The 17850-nt window shown below is 44.2% G+C and carries 11 protein-coding genes; 10 read left to right on the plus strand and 1 reads right to left on the minus strand.

Annotated features, from left to right (window positions below; all coding sequences use genetic code 11):
- Positions 1–10 precede the first annotated feature (10 nt).
- The 6 genes from AC6B99_RS01790 to mutT all read left to right on the plus strand — a co-directional run bounded on the left by AC6B99_RS01790 (position 11) and on the right by mutT (position 9205).
- Complete coding sequence (locus tag AC6B99_RS01790) at positions 11–2263, plus strand: DEAD/DEAH box helicase family protein (RefSeq protein WP_496662601.1); 2253 nt, start codon at positions 11–13, stop codon at positions 2261–2263.
- The gene (locus AC6B99_RS01795; RefSeq protein ID WP_496662602.1) at positions 2223–2642 is read left to right on the plus strand and encodes a restriction endonuclease; all 420 of its coding nucleotides are present in this window, start codon (positions 2223–2225) and stop codon (positions 2640–2642) included. The genes AC6B99_RS01790 and AC6B99_RS01795 overlap by 41 nt, the downstream gene beginning before the upstream one ends.
- A gap of 960 nt (positions 2643–3602) precedes the next feature.
- A protein-coding gene (locus AC6B99_RS01800) for an IS3 family transposase (protein WP_496662691.1) occupies positions 3603–4939 on the plus strand; the annotation gives its coding sequence in 2 pieces (ribosomal slippage) (positions 3603–3983 and positions 3986–4939; 1335 coding nt in all).
- 146 nt (positions 4940–5085) lie between these two features.
- Entirely contained in the window at positions 5086–5472 is a 387-nt protein-coding gene (locus AC6B99_RS01805) for a hypothetical protein (RefSeq protein WP_496662603.1), read from the plus strand.
- Between the two features lie 160 nt (positions 5473–5632).
- On the plus strand, positions 5633–8791 hold the full coding sequence (locus AC6B99_RS01810; protein ID WP_496662604.1) for a DEAD/DEAH box helicase: 3159 nt from the start codon (positions 5633–5635) through the stop codon (positions 8789–8791).
- Positions 8792–8806: 15 nt separating this feature from the next.
- On the plus strand, positions 8807–9205 hold the full coding sequence (mutT, locus tag AC6B99_RS01815; RefSeq protein WP_496662605.1) for an 8-oxo-dGTP diphosphatase MutT: 399 nt from the start codon (positions 8807–8809) through the stop codon (positions 9203–9205).
- Between the two features lie 78 nt (positions 9206–9283).
- Here the strand turns inward: mutT and AC6B99_RS01820 are convergent, their stop codons facing one another.
- Complete coding sequence (locus AC6B99_RS01820) at positions 9284–9892, minus strand: transglutaminase-like domain-containing protein (protein ID WP_496662606.1); 609 nt, start codon at positions 9890–9892, stop codon at positions 9284–9286.
- 528 nt (positions 9893–10420) lie between these two features.
- Here AC6B99_RS01820 and AC6B99_RS01825 point away from each other — a divergent pair.
- The 4 genes from AC6B99_RS01825 to AC6B99_RS01840 all read left to right on the plus strand — a co-directional run bounded on the left by AC6B99_RS01825 (position 10421) and on the right by AC6B99_RS01840 (position 17712).
- Positions 10421–11365, plus strand: coding sequence for an ABC transporter permease (locus AC6B99_RS01825; RefSeq protein WP_056034473.1), 945 nt, complete (start codon positions 10421–10423; stop codon positions 11363–11365).
- A 15-nt stretch (positions 11366–11380) separates the two neighbouring features.
- Positions 11381–12253 carry a carbohydrate ABC transporter permease gene (locus AC6B99_RS01830; RefSeq protein ID WP_496662607.1) on the plus strand — a complete coding sequence of 291 codons (873 nt, stop codon included), beginning with the start codon at positions 11381–11383 and terminating at the stop codon, positions 12251–12253.
- A gap of 77 nt (positions 12254–12330) precedes the next feature.
- Positions 12331–14010, plus strand: a complete 1680-nt coding sequence (locus AC6B99_RS01835; RefSeq protein WP_496662608.1) for an ABC transporter substrate-binding protein — start codon at positions 12331–12333, stop codon at positions 14008–14010.
- Between the two features lie 210 nt (positions 14011–14220).
- The gene (locus AC6B99_RS01840; RefSeq protein ID WP_496662609.1) at positions 14221–17712 is read left to right on the plus strand and encodes a glycoside hydrolase family 2 TIM barrel-domain containing protein; all 3492 of its coding nucleotides are present in this window, start codon (positions 14221–14223) and stop codon (positions 17710–17712) included.
- The last annotated feature ends 138 nt before the right edge of the window (positions 17713–17850 follow it).

Genomic DNA, 17850 nt, shown 5'->3' on the forward strand with positions numbered 1-17850 from the left:
GGGTGAATACATGATTATTAAATTCGACAATCAGCAGCCGCACCAGTTGGAAGCCGTGCAGACGGTGGTTGATTTATTTAAAGGCCAACCATTAAAACGCGGAGAATTTGAGATTAATTTAACTGGAGTATCAGGAGATTTACTTAATGAATTGGGAACAGGAAATTGTTTGCAAGTTAATGAAGAAACGGTTTTGTCCAATGTGCGTCAAATCCAACGTGAGCACCGAATTGATGAGGTTCCAGAATTGAAAGGCCTTCATTTCTCTATTGAAATGGAAACTGGAACGGGAAAAACATATGTTTACTTACGGACGATACATGAATTACATGCAAAATACGGATTCAAAAAATTTATAATTGTTGTCCCCAGTGTAGCAATACGAGAAGGCGTTCTAAAAAACCTTCAAATGACTCATGATCATTTCACTAAGGAATATGGAAACACACCGATGGACTATTGGGTCTACGATTCAAAGCGGATTTCCTCCTTGCGTCAATTTGCTACTGCGAATCAGTTGCAAATCATGGTTATAAACATTGATTCTTTTAACAAAAAGGATAATAACGTTATCCATAAAGAACATGATCGCATGTCAGGTCATTTGCCAATTGAGTTCATTCAGGCAACACATCCGATAGTTATTATGGATGAGCCACAAAATATGGAAAGTGAACAGGCACAAGCTGCTATTCAAAGTATGAATCCATTGTGTACACTTCGTTATTCTGCAACTCATCGTAATGTATATAATCTTTTATATCAACTTAATCCTGTTAAAGCTTATGAAATGAAATTGGTAAAGCGTATTGAAGTAGCTTCTGTCATGGAACAGTCAGATTTTAATCATCCCTATATCTTTGTAGAGTCCATTGAAGCTACTAAGTCCAAGGTAACAGCCAAATTAATTATTGAGAAGCAGCAAGCCCAAGGGCCTATCCGAACGAAAATATCTGTCAGTAAAAACGGAGAAGATTTATTTAAAATATCAGGAAATAGGGAAGCTTATCGGGATTTTATTGTTGATAGCATTGATGCAGGGAGCGGCATCATTAATTTTGCAAACGGTACGACACTAAGAACAGGACAGATATTAGGGGCGCAAACGGATGACTTAATGCGTGTTCAAATTTATGAAACTGTCAAGGCCCATTTTGAAAAAGAACTGCGTATTGCTGGACTCTTTACGGCAGGTAAGCGTCTAAAAGTTTTATCACTTTTTTTTATTGATCGTGTATCTAATTACTCTGAGCCTGATGGGAAAATACGTCTTTGGTTTAGGGAAGCATATAAAGAGTTATCGGCTAAACCATTGTACCGTGTATTAGATTTGCCTGATGTCGACCTTGTTCATAACGGGTACTTTGCCAGTGATGGTAAAGGTAGAGCCAAGGATACATCTGGTAACACAAAAGCAGACAATGATGCTTATGAATTAATTATGAAAGATAAAGAGCGTCTTCTTTCGTTAAATGAACCACTCCGTTTCATATTCAGTCATTCTGCTCTGCGGGAAGGCTGGGACAATCCGAACGTATTTCAGATATGTACGCTAAATGAAACCAAATCTATGGTGAAAAAACGCCAGGAAATTGGCCGCGGGTTACGATTGCCGGTAGACGAAGAAGGGAATAGAGTATTTGATACCAGCATCAATAGATTGACCGTGGTAGCAAATGAAAGTTACGAAGATTTTGCGCGTGGATTACAGACAGAAATAGAGAGTGACTGTGGTATTGAATTTCCGAAGGAATATATTGATCAAGCAAGCAAACGTAAAAAAGTTGAGTTGGTTAGTAAATGGAAAGAAAATCGGGATTTTTTGGAACTTTGGAATCATATAAAGCATAAGACTCGGTACTCTGTACAATATAGCATTGCTAAATTGATAGCAACAGCGACTGAAGCTGTGAGTCAGATGCCTGTCATCTCCCAGTCCAATATTATTACTCAAAAACGTGGAGTTGATATTACCCATCAGGGTGTAACGACTTCCTTGTTCTCAATTCATGAATCACAAATCACCTATAAAATTCAGCAAATACCTGATTTGGTTGGATATATTCAGAAGGAAACTGAATTAACTCGCGGAGCAATTACAGAAATCCTAGTATCATCAGGAAGGCTCTCGGATGTATGGACAAATCCTCAACAGTTTCTTGATTTGGCAGTCAGATCAATAAAAGAAGTCATGGAAAAATTGATGGTAGATGGAATTAAGTATGAACGAGTTGCTGATGCGGAGTATGAAATGCTCATTTGAGCAGAAAGAAATGATTAGTTATACGAACCGCATATTACCAGTAACTAACTCTATTTATGAGGAAATCGAGTTTGATTCCGAGATTGAGCGGAAATTTGCCCAAGAAATGGATACTCGGACAGACGTTAAAGTGTTTTTGAAACTACCCAGGTGGTTTCAAATTGACACGCCTCTGGGAAAGTATAATCCCGATTGGGCAATTGTGCTTCAACCTGAAGGAGAAGAGGCAAGACTGTACTTTGTTGCTGAAACAAAATCCACTCATGATGAGACCAAACGCCGGATTAGTGAGAATGCAAAAATTCGTTGCGGTGAGGCTCATTTTAAAATACTACCAGACATCACCTTTAAAACTGTAACAAGTGCTTTAGAAATATAAACTTGGAATTCAAAAGATTCTTGAATAAATTTTATTGCTGAATGAGCCGCATTTTCTAAGATTTTTAGAATGCGGCTCTTATTGCATATAAAATTTAAGGAGTGGGTTTATAAAGCACTGGGGGAACCTAAATTAGAGCATTCCATTTTTCTTGCGTCCACACATAACAAGGAGGTGTAAGTCCGTATAAATACTGGAAGCAAATTGTGAGCGGTTCCTATCCATGCGGCGGGATAATGATACTTTCGTTCAGCCACAGCTTATCGTAATGGGGGTGGCTTCCAGAGAACAGGGGAGAGGTGAAATATCTATGAAAACGGTTAACCACCATTCGCCGAATAAGTCATAAAGCAGTTAGACCAATAAGGAGGTGAAAAGGGCATTCTGACGCCCATTTCAATTTATAATGCGACAAGTATATTACTGATTGTTAATCATTTATCTTGAATGGATGCTTCCGAGATAAGTCAAAATAGTGCTTTATGTAAATGAAGCTTGTTTATGAAGCAGAGAGTATATGATCGGAGATAGGAGCATGAAGCGAAATCTGGTCCGATATAGTATGCAAGTTGGCATGCTAAAGCACTTATTAGCAATATCCCTCAGTACAGAGAAAGAGTACAGCATACTCAAATCAAAATCATACAAGATTATGGGGGCCTTTCAGACCTGAGATCATGATTCGCACAATTGTTGATCTGCTCCAATCTTATTGTACTGATGCCGAGATTCCGAGGACGGTGCATGTAAAGTGTTGTATGTTGCTGGTGAAGGAATGACTTTAGGGAGTCACATTTACCTAAACTGCTCCTCTTGATTCAAATTTTGCAGTGAGGTTCCATTAAAAAGCAAAAAGAACCGAGACGGTAAACTGTACCCTATAGAGTAGACACTTAAAAAAAGTCTCTCTATGGGGTATTTTTTATGTATACCGCAAAAGAAACAGGGATGGGGATACAGATGAGTAAAAAAATGTTCACAGCAGAAGAAATAAAACAGCTTTCCGAAAACCCATATGTGAAATCCGTATCTACTAAAGGAATTACATATACCGAAGAATTCAAACAGCTTTTTATCGAATCTAATCAACAGGGCAAACTACCGAGAGATATCTTCGAAGCTTGTGGATTTGACGTTCAGATTGTGGGAATGAAGCGAATTAAATCTTCTGGGAATAGGTGGAGGGCTACTTATAGAGAAGAGGGTGCCCTAGGTTTACTAGATGCGAGAGGTAAGCATGCAGGGAGACCGTTGAAGCGGGAGCTCACCCTGGAAGAAAAGAACGCAAGACTTGAAGCACAAATTCATCTACTGAAAGCAGAAAACGAACTGCTAAAAAAGATTCGTCTGGCAGAACGGAGGCTGGGAAACAAGGGGTAAAACAAGCGCCTTGCCACAAATACATCTTGATTCAACAGGTGATTCAAACCTACAAACTGAGGCGGATGGTAAGCCATCTCTGTCGGATCGCAGCCGTCTCCAAGAGTGGCTATTATCGCTATTGGTCCTCTACATCCATCAACCTGCGTCATCAAAGAGAACAACACGATGAAGCGGTTAAACATACGATAGCCAAGGCATTCCACTTCAAAAAACGTAAGCGAGGAGCTCGTTCCATCAAGATGATTTTAGAGGGACAATTTCAGGTGGTTTACAATCTGAAAAGAATACGGAGGATCATGAAACAATATGGCATGGTCTGTCCATTTCGAAGAGCTAACCCCTACAAACGTATGATGAAGGCAACTCAGGAGCATCGGGCCCTGCCTAACTTGTTGAATCGCAACTTCAAACAGGAAGTGCCCGGCAAGGTGCTGCTAACCGATATTACCTACTTAAACTATGGGAAAGGTAAGCGGGCTTATTTATCCACGATTAAAGATAGTTCCACGAACGAAATTCTGGCTTACCATGTGTCTGAGCGGATCACCATGGATCTGGCGACAGAAACGTTACTCCAATTAAAGAAGAATAAAGGTTTTAAGAAGACTCCAGAAACGTTGATTCATTCTGATCAAGGAACCCACTATACGCATCCGGATTTTCAAAAGATGGTGAAAGGTATGGGGTTCAAACAGTCCATGTCCAGACGGGGAAACTGCTGGGATAACGCCCCACAAGAATCATTCTTTGGTCATTTGAAAGACGAGGTATTTCTGAAACCATGTACCACACTGGACCAAGTCAAACGAGAAATCAAATCATATATGACCTACTACAACCATTACAGATATCAATGGAACTTAAAAAGGATGACCCCTGCACAATACAGAGATCATCTCCTTCAAGCAATCTAGTCTTTTTTAGAATGGTCCTTTACATAGGGTACATATTAGTATAGGAGGTTCTTTTTTCTACATTCTTCGACTCACTGATATACTATTTTGGTGGATATTGGTATGATTATTATAAAGCTCGGATTTTATTGATAGCGGAGGATAAAGTGGAGAAAAAATATGAATTTTTATATAAAATTAAAGATGTATTGACAGATAGGGCGTTCCAAGGGGTTCCACTAGGCAGTAAATTTGATGAATCCAGATTTGAAGATATTAGAAAAGTAGACAATACGGGGTATCCTATTTATTCATTTAATAATATAGAACTTGAAATTGTAGATGATTTAATTTATAGAATCGGAATATGTTGTGATGAATCGGTGCTTATTGATGATGTAGTGAAAATATTTGGAGATACTGAGTTTAAAACGTATGAGCAGTTTACATTTGTATCATACATGTATGATTTTTGTGTAATAAATTTTAAATTTGTAGGGTTAGACGCACCTGCCATAGACATATCTATATGTTCAACTATGTTCATGGACTAATTTAGTTTTTAGCTGAAATCCTTAAGAAATACAAGAAAGAAAATCTAAATACTGATGAGTTTCTAAATGACATGACGACATGGCTGAAAGAAATCGGCTGGTTAAAAACAGAAGCATATGCAGATGAATATGAAGCATTTTAAACACACAGAGGTGTTCCATGAAGCAAGGTCTTTATGAACAGATCATCAATAACGGAACGTTGAGGCAGCTGGGAGCATTAGATCCGTCGGCCTACGATATTGGCAAGGAGCCGCTTGATCCGGAGGAAGCTCGGAAGCTGCTTTCCAATTATATCGCGACTGTCATTCGCCGAGCCTTAAAGCTGGTGCGTGAGAGTTCGAGCAGCGACGAGGAAGCGGTACTAGCGCAGGTTCGAGCCTGCAATGAGATGATAGCCTCGCTCAGGAATAGTCTCGATCATCAGGATTATGAGGAGCTGGAGCTGCACGAGCAAGGGGAAATCCTTACCTACGTATATGCCAAGCTAAATTCTCATCGCGCGATCAAAAATGATAAGGTCGTACGTCCAACTACGCCACTATCCCAAAGCTCGCTTTTCACAGGCTCACATGCCGAGCCCAATATGTTAAACGAATTAAAGCAGGAAATTGTAACGGCGGACCGCATTGAATTTCTCGTTTCTTTTATCAAGTGGAGTGGGCTTCGTTGTCTCATGGAGCAGCTTGAGCAATTTACCTCACGAGGCGGACAGCTGCGGGTGATCACGACTACCTATATGGAAGCGACAGATTTCAAAGCGGTTATGGAGCTAAGCAAGCTGCCTAATACGGAAATTAAAATCTCCTATGATAGCAGTCGTACAAGATTGCATGCCAAAGCTTATGTTTTCAAAAGAGATACGGGATTTACGACCGCTTATGTCGGCTCATCCAATCTTTCGAATCCCGCGCTTACAAGTGGGCTAGAGTGGAATTTGAAGGTAACGGAGAAGGATTCCTACGACGTTCTGAAAAAAATCGAAGCGACCTTCGAGAGCTATTGGAATGATCGTGAGTTTACCAGCTATTCAGCTAACGATCCGGAGCATGAAGACCGACTGAAGCAAGCACTTGGAAAACGGGATAAAAATGCTTCGAATCAAGAAACGATGTATTTTGCCTTCAATATTATGCCTTACGATTATCAGAAGGAAATCCTTGAGAAGCTGGAAGCGGAGAGAATGTTATACGGCAGGTCGAAAAATTTACTCGTTGCCGCTACAGGTGTAGGCAAAACGGTCATTTCCGCTTTTGACTACCGACGTTTTACTCAGCGGAACACCCGAGCCAGGCTGTTATTCGTGGCCCATCGGGAAGAGATTTTGAAGCAAAGCCTGGACACGTTTCGCTTTGTTTTGAAGGACTTGAACTTTGGTGAGCTGCATGTCGGGAGTCATCAGGCCCAGTCTATTGATCACCTTTTTATCAGTATTCAAAGCTTTAATACGCTTAAGTTAACGGAGCATACAACAGCGGACTACTACGATTTTATTATTGTGGATGAGTTTCATCACGCTGCGGCGCCAACCTATCAGAAGCTGTTAAACCATTACCGACCGAGTATCTTACTGGGCCTAACGGCAACGCCTGAGCGGATGGATGGCAAGGATGTGCTTCATTATTTTGACGATACGATTGCTGCGGAAATTCGTCTGACGGATGCGATTGATCGAAAGCTGCTTAGTCCCTTTCAATATTTTGGGGTGAGCGATCATGTGGATCTGTCTCAGGTGAAATGGTCAAGACGTGGCTATGATCTGCAGGAGCTTGAGAACCTATATACGAACAACAAAATTCGAGCCACACAAATCATTAACAGCTTGAAAAAATACGTGACCGATGTGGACGATGTGAAGGGACTTGGGTTTTGTGTAGGGGTTAACCATGCGCTTTATATGGCTAAAGTGTTTAATGAAGCCGGTATTCCAGCGCAAGCGTTGCATGGCGGTTCAAGTGAACAGGACCGGAATCAAGTTAAGCATAAGCTTGTTAATGGCGAGCTGAAAATGATTTTTGTCGTAGACCTCTATAATGAGGGTGTCGATATACCGGAAGTGAATACGGTGTTGTTCCTGCGTCCAACGGAAAGTCTGACGGTGTTTTTGCAGCAGTTAGGCCGGGGCCTCCGCTTGGCGGAAGGGAAGGAATGCTTGACGGTCCTCGATTTTATTGGCCAATCGCATAAGGACTACAATTTTCAAGATAAGTTTCGAGCGATTTTGGGCAAAACGAAGCATTCGGTTCAGCATTATGTCGAGCATGGTTTTTCGAGTCTTCCGAAGGGCAGCTTTATTCAGCTAGAGAAGCTCGCCAAAACCTTCATTCTACATAATTTGAAGCAGGCAGCGATAAATAGACGAAGCCTGATTTATAAGCTGAAATATTTTGAAGGGGATACCGGACTTGAGCTGAGCCTTGAGAATTTTGTCCGTTATCATGAAATGACCTTGCAGGAGCTTTATGGCGGGAGAACAGGAAAACGTTCCTTTCGAGGCTTGATGGTGGAAGCTGAGGTTCTAGATGCTTTCGAAATGGAGCAGGAGGATTATTTAGTCAAACGATTGCCTGCCTTGCTAAGCCTAAACTCACGCAGGCTATTAAAATTCCTCATTGCTTACCTATCTGGTGAAAAAATCGCGGCTACAGACGAAGAGCAGCTCATGCTGAATCTGTTCTACTACACGTTCTATTCATCTGATCCGAGTAAGCAAGGCTTTACAAGTATGGAACAGGGCATTCAATTCATTATTTCCTGCCCAGCGTTCCGGGAAGAGATCATTGATATTTTATCCTATAATGAGAAGCATATAAACTTTGTTGACGAGTCCAATGCTTTTCCATACGCGTGTCCATTGGATTTGCATTGCAGGTATTCGACCAATCAAATATTAGCCGCTTTTGGCGTATGGAACGAGCATAAGGCGCCAAGCTTCCGTGAAGGCGTGAAGTATTTGGAGGACAAGGACACGGATATTTTCTTTATTATGCTCAATAAATCAGATAAGGATTTCTCGCCGTCCACCCTGTACGAAGACTATGCGATCAACGAGCGATTGTTCCATTGGCAGACACAGAGCCGCATCTCGGAGGAGACGAAAACCGCTCAAAGATATATTCATCATAAGCAGCTTGGCCATCGCATTGCCTTATTCGTTCGGGAATACAAGGAAGAGCATAACTTTACGTCGCCGTTTATGTTTCTAGGGGAAGTGGAGTATGTTAGACATGAAGGAAATAAGCCGATGAGCTTTGTGTGGCGCTTGAAGAAGGAAATGCCTCCTGCCTTAGTGCCGGCAGCGAATAAAGCCATTGTTTAGGAGGAGGGGATTGGAATGCTCGAGGTGGCAGCGGCAATTATAAGCAATGAAAAGAATCAGCTTTTAATCGCTCGGCGCAAAAAAGGAAAATCACAGGAAGGTCTATGGGAGTTTCCTGGCGGGAAAATCGAGCAGGGAGAATCGGCGCAGTCCTGTCTCCACAGAGAGCTGCTGGAAGAGATGCAGATTGAAATCCTTCCTCAGGAATGGTTTGGTGTGAATGATCATTATTATGGCGCTACTCATATCCGGCTAATCGCGTATAAAGCCAAATACGTGAGCGGTGAAATTATTTTAGTCGATCATGATGACTATCGTTGGGTGATTCGTGAGGAGCTAAAAGAATATAGCTTCGCGCCAGCCGATATTAAGTTTGTTGAGATGCTGGAGCAAGAGATGAATGGAATGGCTTAATGTTGATTCTTGAACAAAAATGTGACCGCTATATAGGTATAGGCGGTCATATTTTTGTTGCTGTATAAGAAGCTACTCCTACAAGCTCGAAGGCAAACCATGTAGATACATAGCCGTACAATCTGAATGTTGAAGTAATGAGTGGATTGTTTTTGTGTTGGGCTTCGTGTAAATTACCGGATAATCGATTTCATCGTATATTTCACGTATTGGAAAAGCCAATTTCTCTTCTTCTAGTGAGAACTGAGCATCTACCCCCGATTTATTTCCACGCGCATCTAAACGAATCCATTTTCCAATTGACCTAAAATAAACAGCGTTTAACGCATGGATAACGTGACCCGTATCAGGTGTATCTCCCAAGGTTAGACGTTGGTAACAGAATCCACCCGGTATTCCTTGGCACCTTAATAATGCACACAAAAGGTTCGATTTTGCATAACAAATTCCTTCTTTGAAGAAAAGGACTTCGGATGCTCTGCATGTAATGCGAGAACTTTGAATATCCACTGAATGAGAGATGTGATCACGAACAAATTCAAAGGCCGTTTTAACATAATCCATTTCATTTAATGATTGACTATATAGTTCCGCCGCTAAATCTTTTATCGAAAAATGACCATAATCAACCTCTGTAGTTTCTTCTAAATAATCATCCAGATTACTGGATTCGCATGTAAATGTCATTCTATTTCCCCTCAAATGTTTATTTGTATTGCAATTTTATAATTATGCATTATATTGAATGTTTATTCAATATAAGTTTTGGTTTGAAGTTAGGTAAATTGAATAAAAGACGACTTCCCAACCCCCGGAAGTCGTCTTTTTCCATGTCACCCCCCGTAAATTCGGGAAATGGTCAATCCGTTTCAAATTGTAAATCGTCCATTTTCCGTAATTGGGCATCCTTTTTGGTTATTGAACATTGATGATCGGGGGCGGTTTCGATAAATTGATGGAGTGACCGAACGGGGAGCACATAAGCTTCGGAGGTTCATAATGTGCAGGTGAAGATAGCGAGCTGCAAGGTACACTCGCCATCCGTTATTGCTCCAATTAGTGAAAGCGGTTACGAAGCTGAAAAGATCATTCGAACGGTTCGCCGAATAACGTTTCGGGGGTTTGCGTTTAGGGAGGGCAGATAGACGATCAGCATCAAGCTGTATAAAGATTCATTTTCATAATATACAAAGTAGAAATTCTCATAAGGAAGGGATGACGCTAGTGGCAGCTCATGCACGAGCCAAGGCTGTAGATCCAACTCCGCTTTGGAAACATGTGAAAAAGGAATGGAAGCTGTATTCGTTCCTTATTATACCGGTAATCTACTTCCTCATTTTCAAGTATGCGCCGATGCTTGGGAACATTATTGCCTTCCGGAAGTATAGGGGCGGGCCGAATATTTTGGGCTCGGAATGGGTGGGGTTCACTTATTTCGAAATGTTTATGAAGGACCCAACGTTCTGGAGAGCCTTCTTCAATGACTTGAATCTCAGCGTGAGCTATCTGCTCGTCAAATTTCCGATTACGTTGATATTCGCGCTGCTGCTGAACGAATTGCGGAGGGTCAAGTGGAAGAAGTTTGTGCAGACGGTATCGTATCTTCCCCATTTTATATCGATGGTCATCGTGGCGGGGATGGTGAAGGAGATCGTTTCCTTAACGGGACCGATCAACAGCGTGTTGAACTCATTTGGCTTTGAGCAAATTTCATTTATCTCCTTGCCCGAATGGTTTCCGGCGATCTACGTCACCTCTGGCGTCTGGCAAAGTCTAGGCTGGGGAACGATCCTGTATTTGGCGGCAATGACGGGCATTAATCCGGCACTTTACGAAGCGGCGAAAATCGATGGCGCGAGCCGATTAAGACTCGCAATGCACGTCACGATTCCCGGCATTTTGCCGACGATCATGGTGCTCTTGATTTTGGATATCGGCAGCATTCTAGGCTCGAATTTCGAGAAAATCTTGCTTTTGTACAATCCGCTAACCTATGAAACAGCTGACGTTATCTCCACCTATGTTTACCGCATGGGTATTACCGGCGGCAACTTTAGTTATGCGACGGCGGTAGGGTTGTTCGAAGGCATTATTGGTTTAATTTTAGTGACGACCGCAAATGCAGTATCGAAGCGGACGACGAAATCCAGCTTGTGGTAGAAAGGAGCCGTTCAAGTGAAACGAACCTCGGGCTTTAGCACCTTTAACATCTTAAACGGACTATTTATGATTCTGGTTGTCATTTTTACCTTATATCCATTCGTCTATCTCGTGGCCCAGTCCTTCAGCTCGGAAGCCGCCATTTATGCGGGTAAGGTGACGATCTTTCCGGTGGAATTTACGACCAAAACCTATGAGGTCATCTTAAGCAAGCCTGACTTCTTCCGTTACTACTGGAATACGATTGTTTATTCGGTCATTGGAACGTTTATCGCGGTGGCTGCGACGGCTGTTATGTCTTATCCGCTTTCCAAAGAAAAGCTGCGCCTCAATAAATTTTTTATACCGTTCGTGCTGTTTACGATGTATTTTGGCGGCGGTCTCATCCCTAACTATATTCTGATTGCAAAAACGTTAGAAATGAGAGATACGATCTGGGCCATCGTCATTCCAGGGGCGATCAGCGCGTTCAATGTGATTTTGATGAAGACATTTTTCGCTGGCTTGCCCAGTGAGTTGGAGGAGGCGGGGCGCGTCGATGGCTTAGGCGTGTTCGGCATTTTCACAAGAATTATTCTTCCATTATCCAAGCCGATTCTCGTTACGATTATGCTGTTCGTTATCGTCGGCATGTGGAACAACTGGTTTGGACCATCGCTCTATTTGCAGTCGAAGGAAAAATGGCCGGTTGCCTTGTATTTGAAGCAAATTATCGACAACGCGGTCAGTCCGACTGAAATCGGGGCTACGTCCGAGCAGACAAGCCAAATCGCGGCAAGCGTCAAATCAACAGCTATGGTTCTGACCTCGCTGCCTATTATTTGCATCTATCCGTTTGTACAGCGGTATTTTGTGCAGGGGATGATGATTGGGGCTGTTAAAGGTTAAGCGATATAATGGGGAGCGCTTCAGGCGTTTCCGTTATATATAAAAAAAAGCTCGAACCAATAAGGGGAGGCAAAACGATGAAATTTGGTAAATCAGTTGTAATGGGATTGCTGGCGCTGCTGCTCGTGTTTATGACGGCATGCACGTCTGGAAGCGAAGGGACTTCGGGCGGCAATAACAAGCCCGCAGCCTCGAACGCGGCAGGCACGACCGAATCAGCAGCAGGCGAAGCTAAGGATTATACCTTTGGGGAAGACCAGACGTTCCACTCCAATGAAGCGGTGTCCTACTCCATGATGTACAGCGACCATGAGAATTACCCTTATAAAAAGGACTGGAGACTGTGGAGCGCGATTCAGGAAAAAACGAATGTGACCTTCGATTTGTCGATTACAGCTAGAACCGAATATGAAAATCAGAAGTCTTTGCTGGTAAATAGTGGCGATGCGCCTTATATTATTCCTAAGACGTATGATGAATCCGCTTTCGTGGCAACAGGCCAAATTGTACCCGTCAGCGATTGGGTGCAATACATGCCGAACTATATGAAAGCCGTGAAAGACTGGGGAATGGAAGAGGATTTGAAAGCCAAGCTGAAGGAAGACGGAAAATATTACGTCCTTCCAGGCATGTGGGAGATCGCTGGCGGCGGTTATTCCTATATTATACGTAAAGACGTGTTCGAAGCGGCGGGAGTTGACGTCGAGGGCCAGCAAGGAAATTGGACGTACGAGGATTTCTACGCAGCAATGAAGAAGGTTAAAGAGCATACGGGTGCAAAATACGTCATCTCCGATCAATTCAAGGGCGAATCGGCTCTGGGCATTACCGGCGTGCAATATGGCGTTACTGGAGGATGGGCATTGTCTAACGGTCTGAGCTATGACCACGACAAGCAGCAGTTCTCATTTGCCGATAGCTCGGATGACTTTAAAGAGTATCTTGGTTATTTTAATAAGCTGGTTACCGAGGGCATTATGGACCCTGAAACCTTTACACAAGAAGACGATGTGGCAAAAGCGAAATTTTTCAAAGGCGACACTTACGTAATAAGCGGGATCTATCAGGTATTGGCTGATTTCAAGAGCAAAATGCAGGATCCGAACAGCGAATTATATATGATTACCCAGCCCGGCGGGCCAAAAGGACAGCTCCAGGTCGAGACCTCCCGTTTGGAAAACGGCATTATGATCAGCCAGAACGCGCTTGATGATTTGGGCGAGGAAGGTTTTATTAAAATGCTTCGTTTCATAGACTGGTTCTGGTACTCCAATGAAGGACAAATGCTCAGCCTATGGGGCGTAGAAGGCGAGACGTATACGCTTGATGCGGAAGGAAATGTCGTGCTGAATCCGGAAATTTATTACAACGGGATGAATGAAGGCGCAGCTAAGCAGCTGAACGTGGATTACGGCTTTGCTGGTGGGATGTTCGCCTATGGCGGCTCTGAGAAGCTGAGAATGTCCAAGATGACCGAAGGTGAGCAGGACTTCGTGAAGCGTGTTCAGGATACACGAGAGCAGCGCAAGCTGGCACCACCGATCATGGCCACTACGGAGGAAAATGAGCAAATGAAATTAATCTCGACGCCGCTTATGGATTACGTCAAGACGATGACATTAAAGTTTATCCTTGGCCAAGAAAGCTTCGACAAGTGGGACAATTATAAGGCTCAGGTTGAAGCGAATGGCAGCACGCGTTATACGGATATGGCAAATGATATTTTCCAGAAGACGAAAAGCGTATTAGGTTATTAATTGCTAAAAATAAAGGGCTCGGTGTGCAGTCTTCCTAAGGAGGCTGCACCTAGCCCTTTTTGAAAATATAGGAAAGGGTATCAATTTCGTTATCCTATCGCTATATTTCTCGGAATGAAACGCGCCGCTCCTCCAAGGACGGCGACAGCCGTTTCGCCTTGAGCTATTAGCATGTTTTTTTCAAAACCTATGAAAGTGAGCTGTTGGACCATGAATACGAAAATACTTTTCAACGATGGATGGGAATTTGCCAAAAGCGCTCTGGACGTTGCCGAGCATGCTGGACTTCGCTTTGAACCGGTGGATCTTCCTCATGATTGGTTGATATATAATACATTGGCGCTTTACGAGAATAGTATGGGCTGGTATCGCAAGACGTTTATAAGGTCGCGGAGTGATCGTGAGCTCTTGCTCTGCTTTGACGGCGTGTACATGGATTCTACCGTATACGTAAACGGCCAGCCTGTAGGCGAATGGAAAAATGGCTATGCTTCCTTCGAACACAATATCACAGCTGCGGTCATCGATGGGGAAAATGAAATTGTTGTGAAAGTGGTGCACCAGAGCCCGAACAGCCGCTGGTATTCGGGAGCGGGCATTTACCGCAACGTCTGGCTCAAGGAGCGGGACAACAATCACATTGTGACGGGCGGTGTTTATGTTGCAACCAAGCTGCAAGATGGCGGCAGCGGTGGCAGCTGGCTGGTGGAAGTGGACACAGACGTACATATTGAAGAAGATGTGCTGCTGTCGCATGATATCCTCTTCCAAGGAAGGACGGTCGCAGCCACTTCGGAGCGGATAGAAGCTGGACGCGGCGTTGTTACGAAAAATAGCCAAACGTTAACCGTAAATGATCCTCTCTTATGGAGCACGGACGAACCGAATTTGTATCAGATCGTCACGCGAATGCAGCGACAATTGCCGGAATTGGGCGGGGAAGAGCGCTGCGAAGACGAAGATGAATATGAAGTATTGGAGACGCTCACGCAGCCTCTGGGCTTCCGGAGCATCGTTCTTGATTCACAGCAGGGGCTTCAGGTCAACGGGAAAAAGCTGAAATTGAATGGGGTTTGCGAGCATCATGACTTTGGTGCTTTAGGAGCAGCGTTCAACATCTATGCGCTGCGAAGAAGATTTGAGCTGCTGAAGGAGATGGGCGTGAACGCCATTCGCACAGCGCATAATATGCCAGCTCCAGAACTGATGGATTTGGCGGATGAGATGGGATTATTCGTCGTAACGGAAGCGTTCGATATGTGGGAGCGATCCAAGACGGCTTACGATAACGCAAGATTTTTCAAGGATTGGGCGTATGCTGATGTGAAAAGCTGGGTGCTCCGGGACCGGAATCATCCAAGCCTTCTCATGTGGAGCATTGGGAACGAGATTTACGATACGCATGCGGACGAGCGAGGGCAGGAAATGACCAGAATGCTCATGGACTATGTATTGGAGTTCGATCCGAAGCAGAATGCCCGGGTTACGATTGGCTCGAATTATATGCCTTGGGAAAATGCGCAGAAATGCGCCGATATCGTAAAGGTTGCTGGCTATAATTATGCGGAAAAATATTATCACAAGCATCATGAGGAGCATCCGGATTGGATCATCTACGGCAGCGAGACCGCATCGGTCGTCCAGAGCAGGGGGATTTATCATTTCCCATTCGAAAAATCAATCCTTGCCGACGATGATGAGCAATGCTCGGCCCTGGGGAACAGCTCGACAAGCTGGGGAGCCAAGTCGGCGGAGGCTTGTATTTTGGCGGAGCGGGATACGCCGTTTTCGCTTGGCCAGTTTTTGTGGACTGGATTCGATTATATCGGGGAGCCAACACCTTATCATACGAAAAACGCTTATTTCGGCCAGATCGATACGGCTACCTTCCCGAAGGATTCCTATTATATCTATCAGGCCGCTTGGACAGATTATAAAACGAAGCCGATGGTGCATCTCTTCCCCTATTGGGATTTTAATGCGGGGCAAATGATTGATGTCAGGGTTTGTTCGAATGCCCCGAAGATTGAATTGCAGTTTAATGGGGATACGATTGGAGCTTACGATATTGATCACGAGCATGGAACGGAGCTTGTTGGCTGGTGGAAGGTGCCTTATGCGGAAGGGGAAATGAAGGCCATCGCTTATGACGAGCAGGGCAACGTGATCGCGACCGATGTTCGGACATCGTTTGGGGATGCGACAAAGCTTCGTCTTGAGGCTGATAAAGCGGTGCTGACGGCGAACGGTACAGATTTGGTTTTTGTGGAAATTGGTATGCTGGATGATCAGGGGCATTCGGTAGACAATGCGAACAATCGTGTTCACGTAGAGGTGACTGGCGCAGGCCGCCTGCTGGGGCTTGATAATGGCGACAGCACGGATTTTGATCCGTATAAGGGAACAAGCAGAAGATTATTCAGCGGCAAGCTGATGGCAATCATCGGGTCGACGCTTGAGCCAGGGAAAATCCGAATCGAGGTGTCCTCCAAGGGGATGCAAGCTCAGGTGGCGGAATTCGAGTCGTACCCTGCAAGCGAGATGAACGATGTGAACGATGTAAGCTTGAAAGGTATTTCAGCAAATACGAGCAATCAAGAGCTAGCATGCGTGACGGGAACGGATGAAGAAACGCCGCTTCGTAAAATCGAAATGATTAGCGACTCTGGTCAAATTATAGATGAATCGACCAAGGAAATTGTTGTTCGAGCTAAGCTATGGCCGGAAAATACGTCGTATCGAGACGTGGAATGGCGTGCCGTAACGGACGAAGGGATTGATTCAAATATTGCCAAGGTCGAAGCGAATGGGCTTGAGGCGAAAATATCCGCTATCGGCGACGGTGCCTTCCGTCTTCGTTGTACGAGTAAGAACGGCACGGACAAGACGAAGCTGATTTCCCAGCTGGAGTTTAAGGCAGCAGGTCTCGGAACTGCTTACAAGGATCCATATGGCTTCATCTCGGCTGGGCTTTACGATTACAGTAAAGGCGAGGTTGGGAACGGCAACGAAAGAGGTGTAGCGACAAGCCGGGATGGCGAGACGCAAGTAGGCTTCCACGATATCGACTTCGGCCCTTATGGCTCCGATACCATTACGATGCCGATCTTCGCCTTGTCCAGCGAGGAGTATGCGCTGCAAATTTGGGAAGGGATGCCCGGTGTGGAGGGAAGCAGCTTAGTTGCCGACGTCATTTATCAGAAGCCGTCCAAGTGGAACGTCTATCAGGAAGAAACCTATCGTCTGACCAAGAGGCTTCGCGGCATTACGTCGATTTGCTTCGTGCTTCGCCAGAAGGTGCATATTAAAGGATTTTCTTTTGAACGCCAGAATAGGGCTTTCGAACAAAATGCGGCAGCCTCCTGCGATCGGATTTATGGCGATACCTTTACCTTCGCAGATGAGTGTGTGGAAGGCATCGGCAATAATGTTTCACTCGAATTTGCACATATGGATTTTGCGGGTGAAGGCGCTTCGAAGCTAGTCATCAATGGGAGCTCGCCAATTGACAAAAATACGATCCATATTCGATTCGCTGGCGAGAACGGCGAAAGCAATCAGCTCGTCGAATTCGAGAAATCGGAGGGATACGAAGAGCGGACATTTGAATTGGAGCAGATAACAGGGCTGCAAAAAGTGACCTTCATCTTCCTGCCGGGCAGCAACTTCGACTTTGGCTGGTTTCGCTTTTTGCATCTATAATAGAGGAAGCACGAATAAAACTTCATTTCAGTCATTGGACTAGCTGCGTTCCATATTAAAACAGGGGTATAGCGGGGATGCTGAATAGGAAGAGACGATAGCGTAGCAAACTTTACTATAGAGCAGAAGGCAGGGATT

This window comes from Paenibacillus liaoningensis (assembly GCF_059609455.1).

What these genes read in the sequence shown, in the direction of transcription:
- AC6B99_RS01840 (WP_496662609.1), top strand. Translation starts at nt 14,221, where the DNA reads ATGAATACGAAAATACTTTTCAACGATGGATGGGAATTTGCCAAAAGC.
- AC6B99_RS01820 (WP_496662606.1), bottom strand. Translation starts at nt 9,892, where the DNA reads ATGACATTTACATGCGAATCCAGTAATCTGGATGATTATTTAGAAGAA.
- AC6B99_RS01795 (WP_496662602.1), top strand. Translation starts at nt 2,223, where the DNA reads ATGAACGAGTTGCTGATGCGGAGTATGAAATGCTCATTTGAGCAGAAA.
- mutT (WP_496662605.1), top strand. Translation starts at nt 8,807, where the DNA reads ATGCTCGAGGTGGCAGCGGCAATTATAAGCAATGAAAAGAATCAGCTT.
- AC6B99_RS01810 (WP_496662604.1), top strand. Translation starts at nt 5,633, where the DNA reads ATGAAGCAAGGTCTTTATGAACAGATCATCAATAACGGAACGTTGAGG.
- AC6B99_RS01835 (WP_496662608.1), top strand. Translation starts at nt 12,331, where the DNA reads ATGAAATTTGGTAAATCAGTTGTAATGGGATTGCTGGCGCTGCTGCTC.
- AC6B99_RS01825 (WP_056034473.1), top strand. Translation starts at nt 10,421, where the DNA reads ATGACGCTAGTGGCAGCTCATGCACGAGCCAAGGCTGTAGATCCAACT.
- AC6B99_RS01790 (WP_496662601.1), top strand. Translation starts at nt 11, where the DNA reads ATGATTATTAAATTCGACAATCAGCAGCCGCACCAGTTGGAAGCCGTG.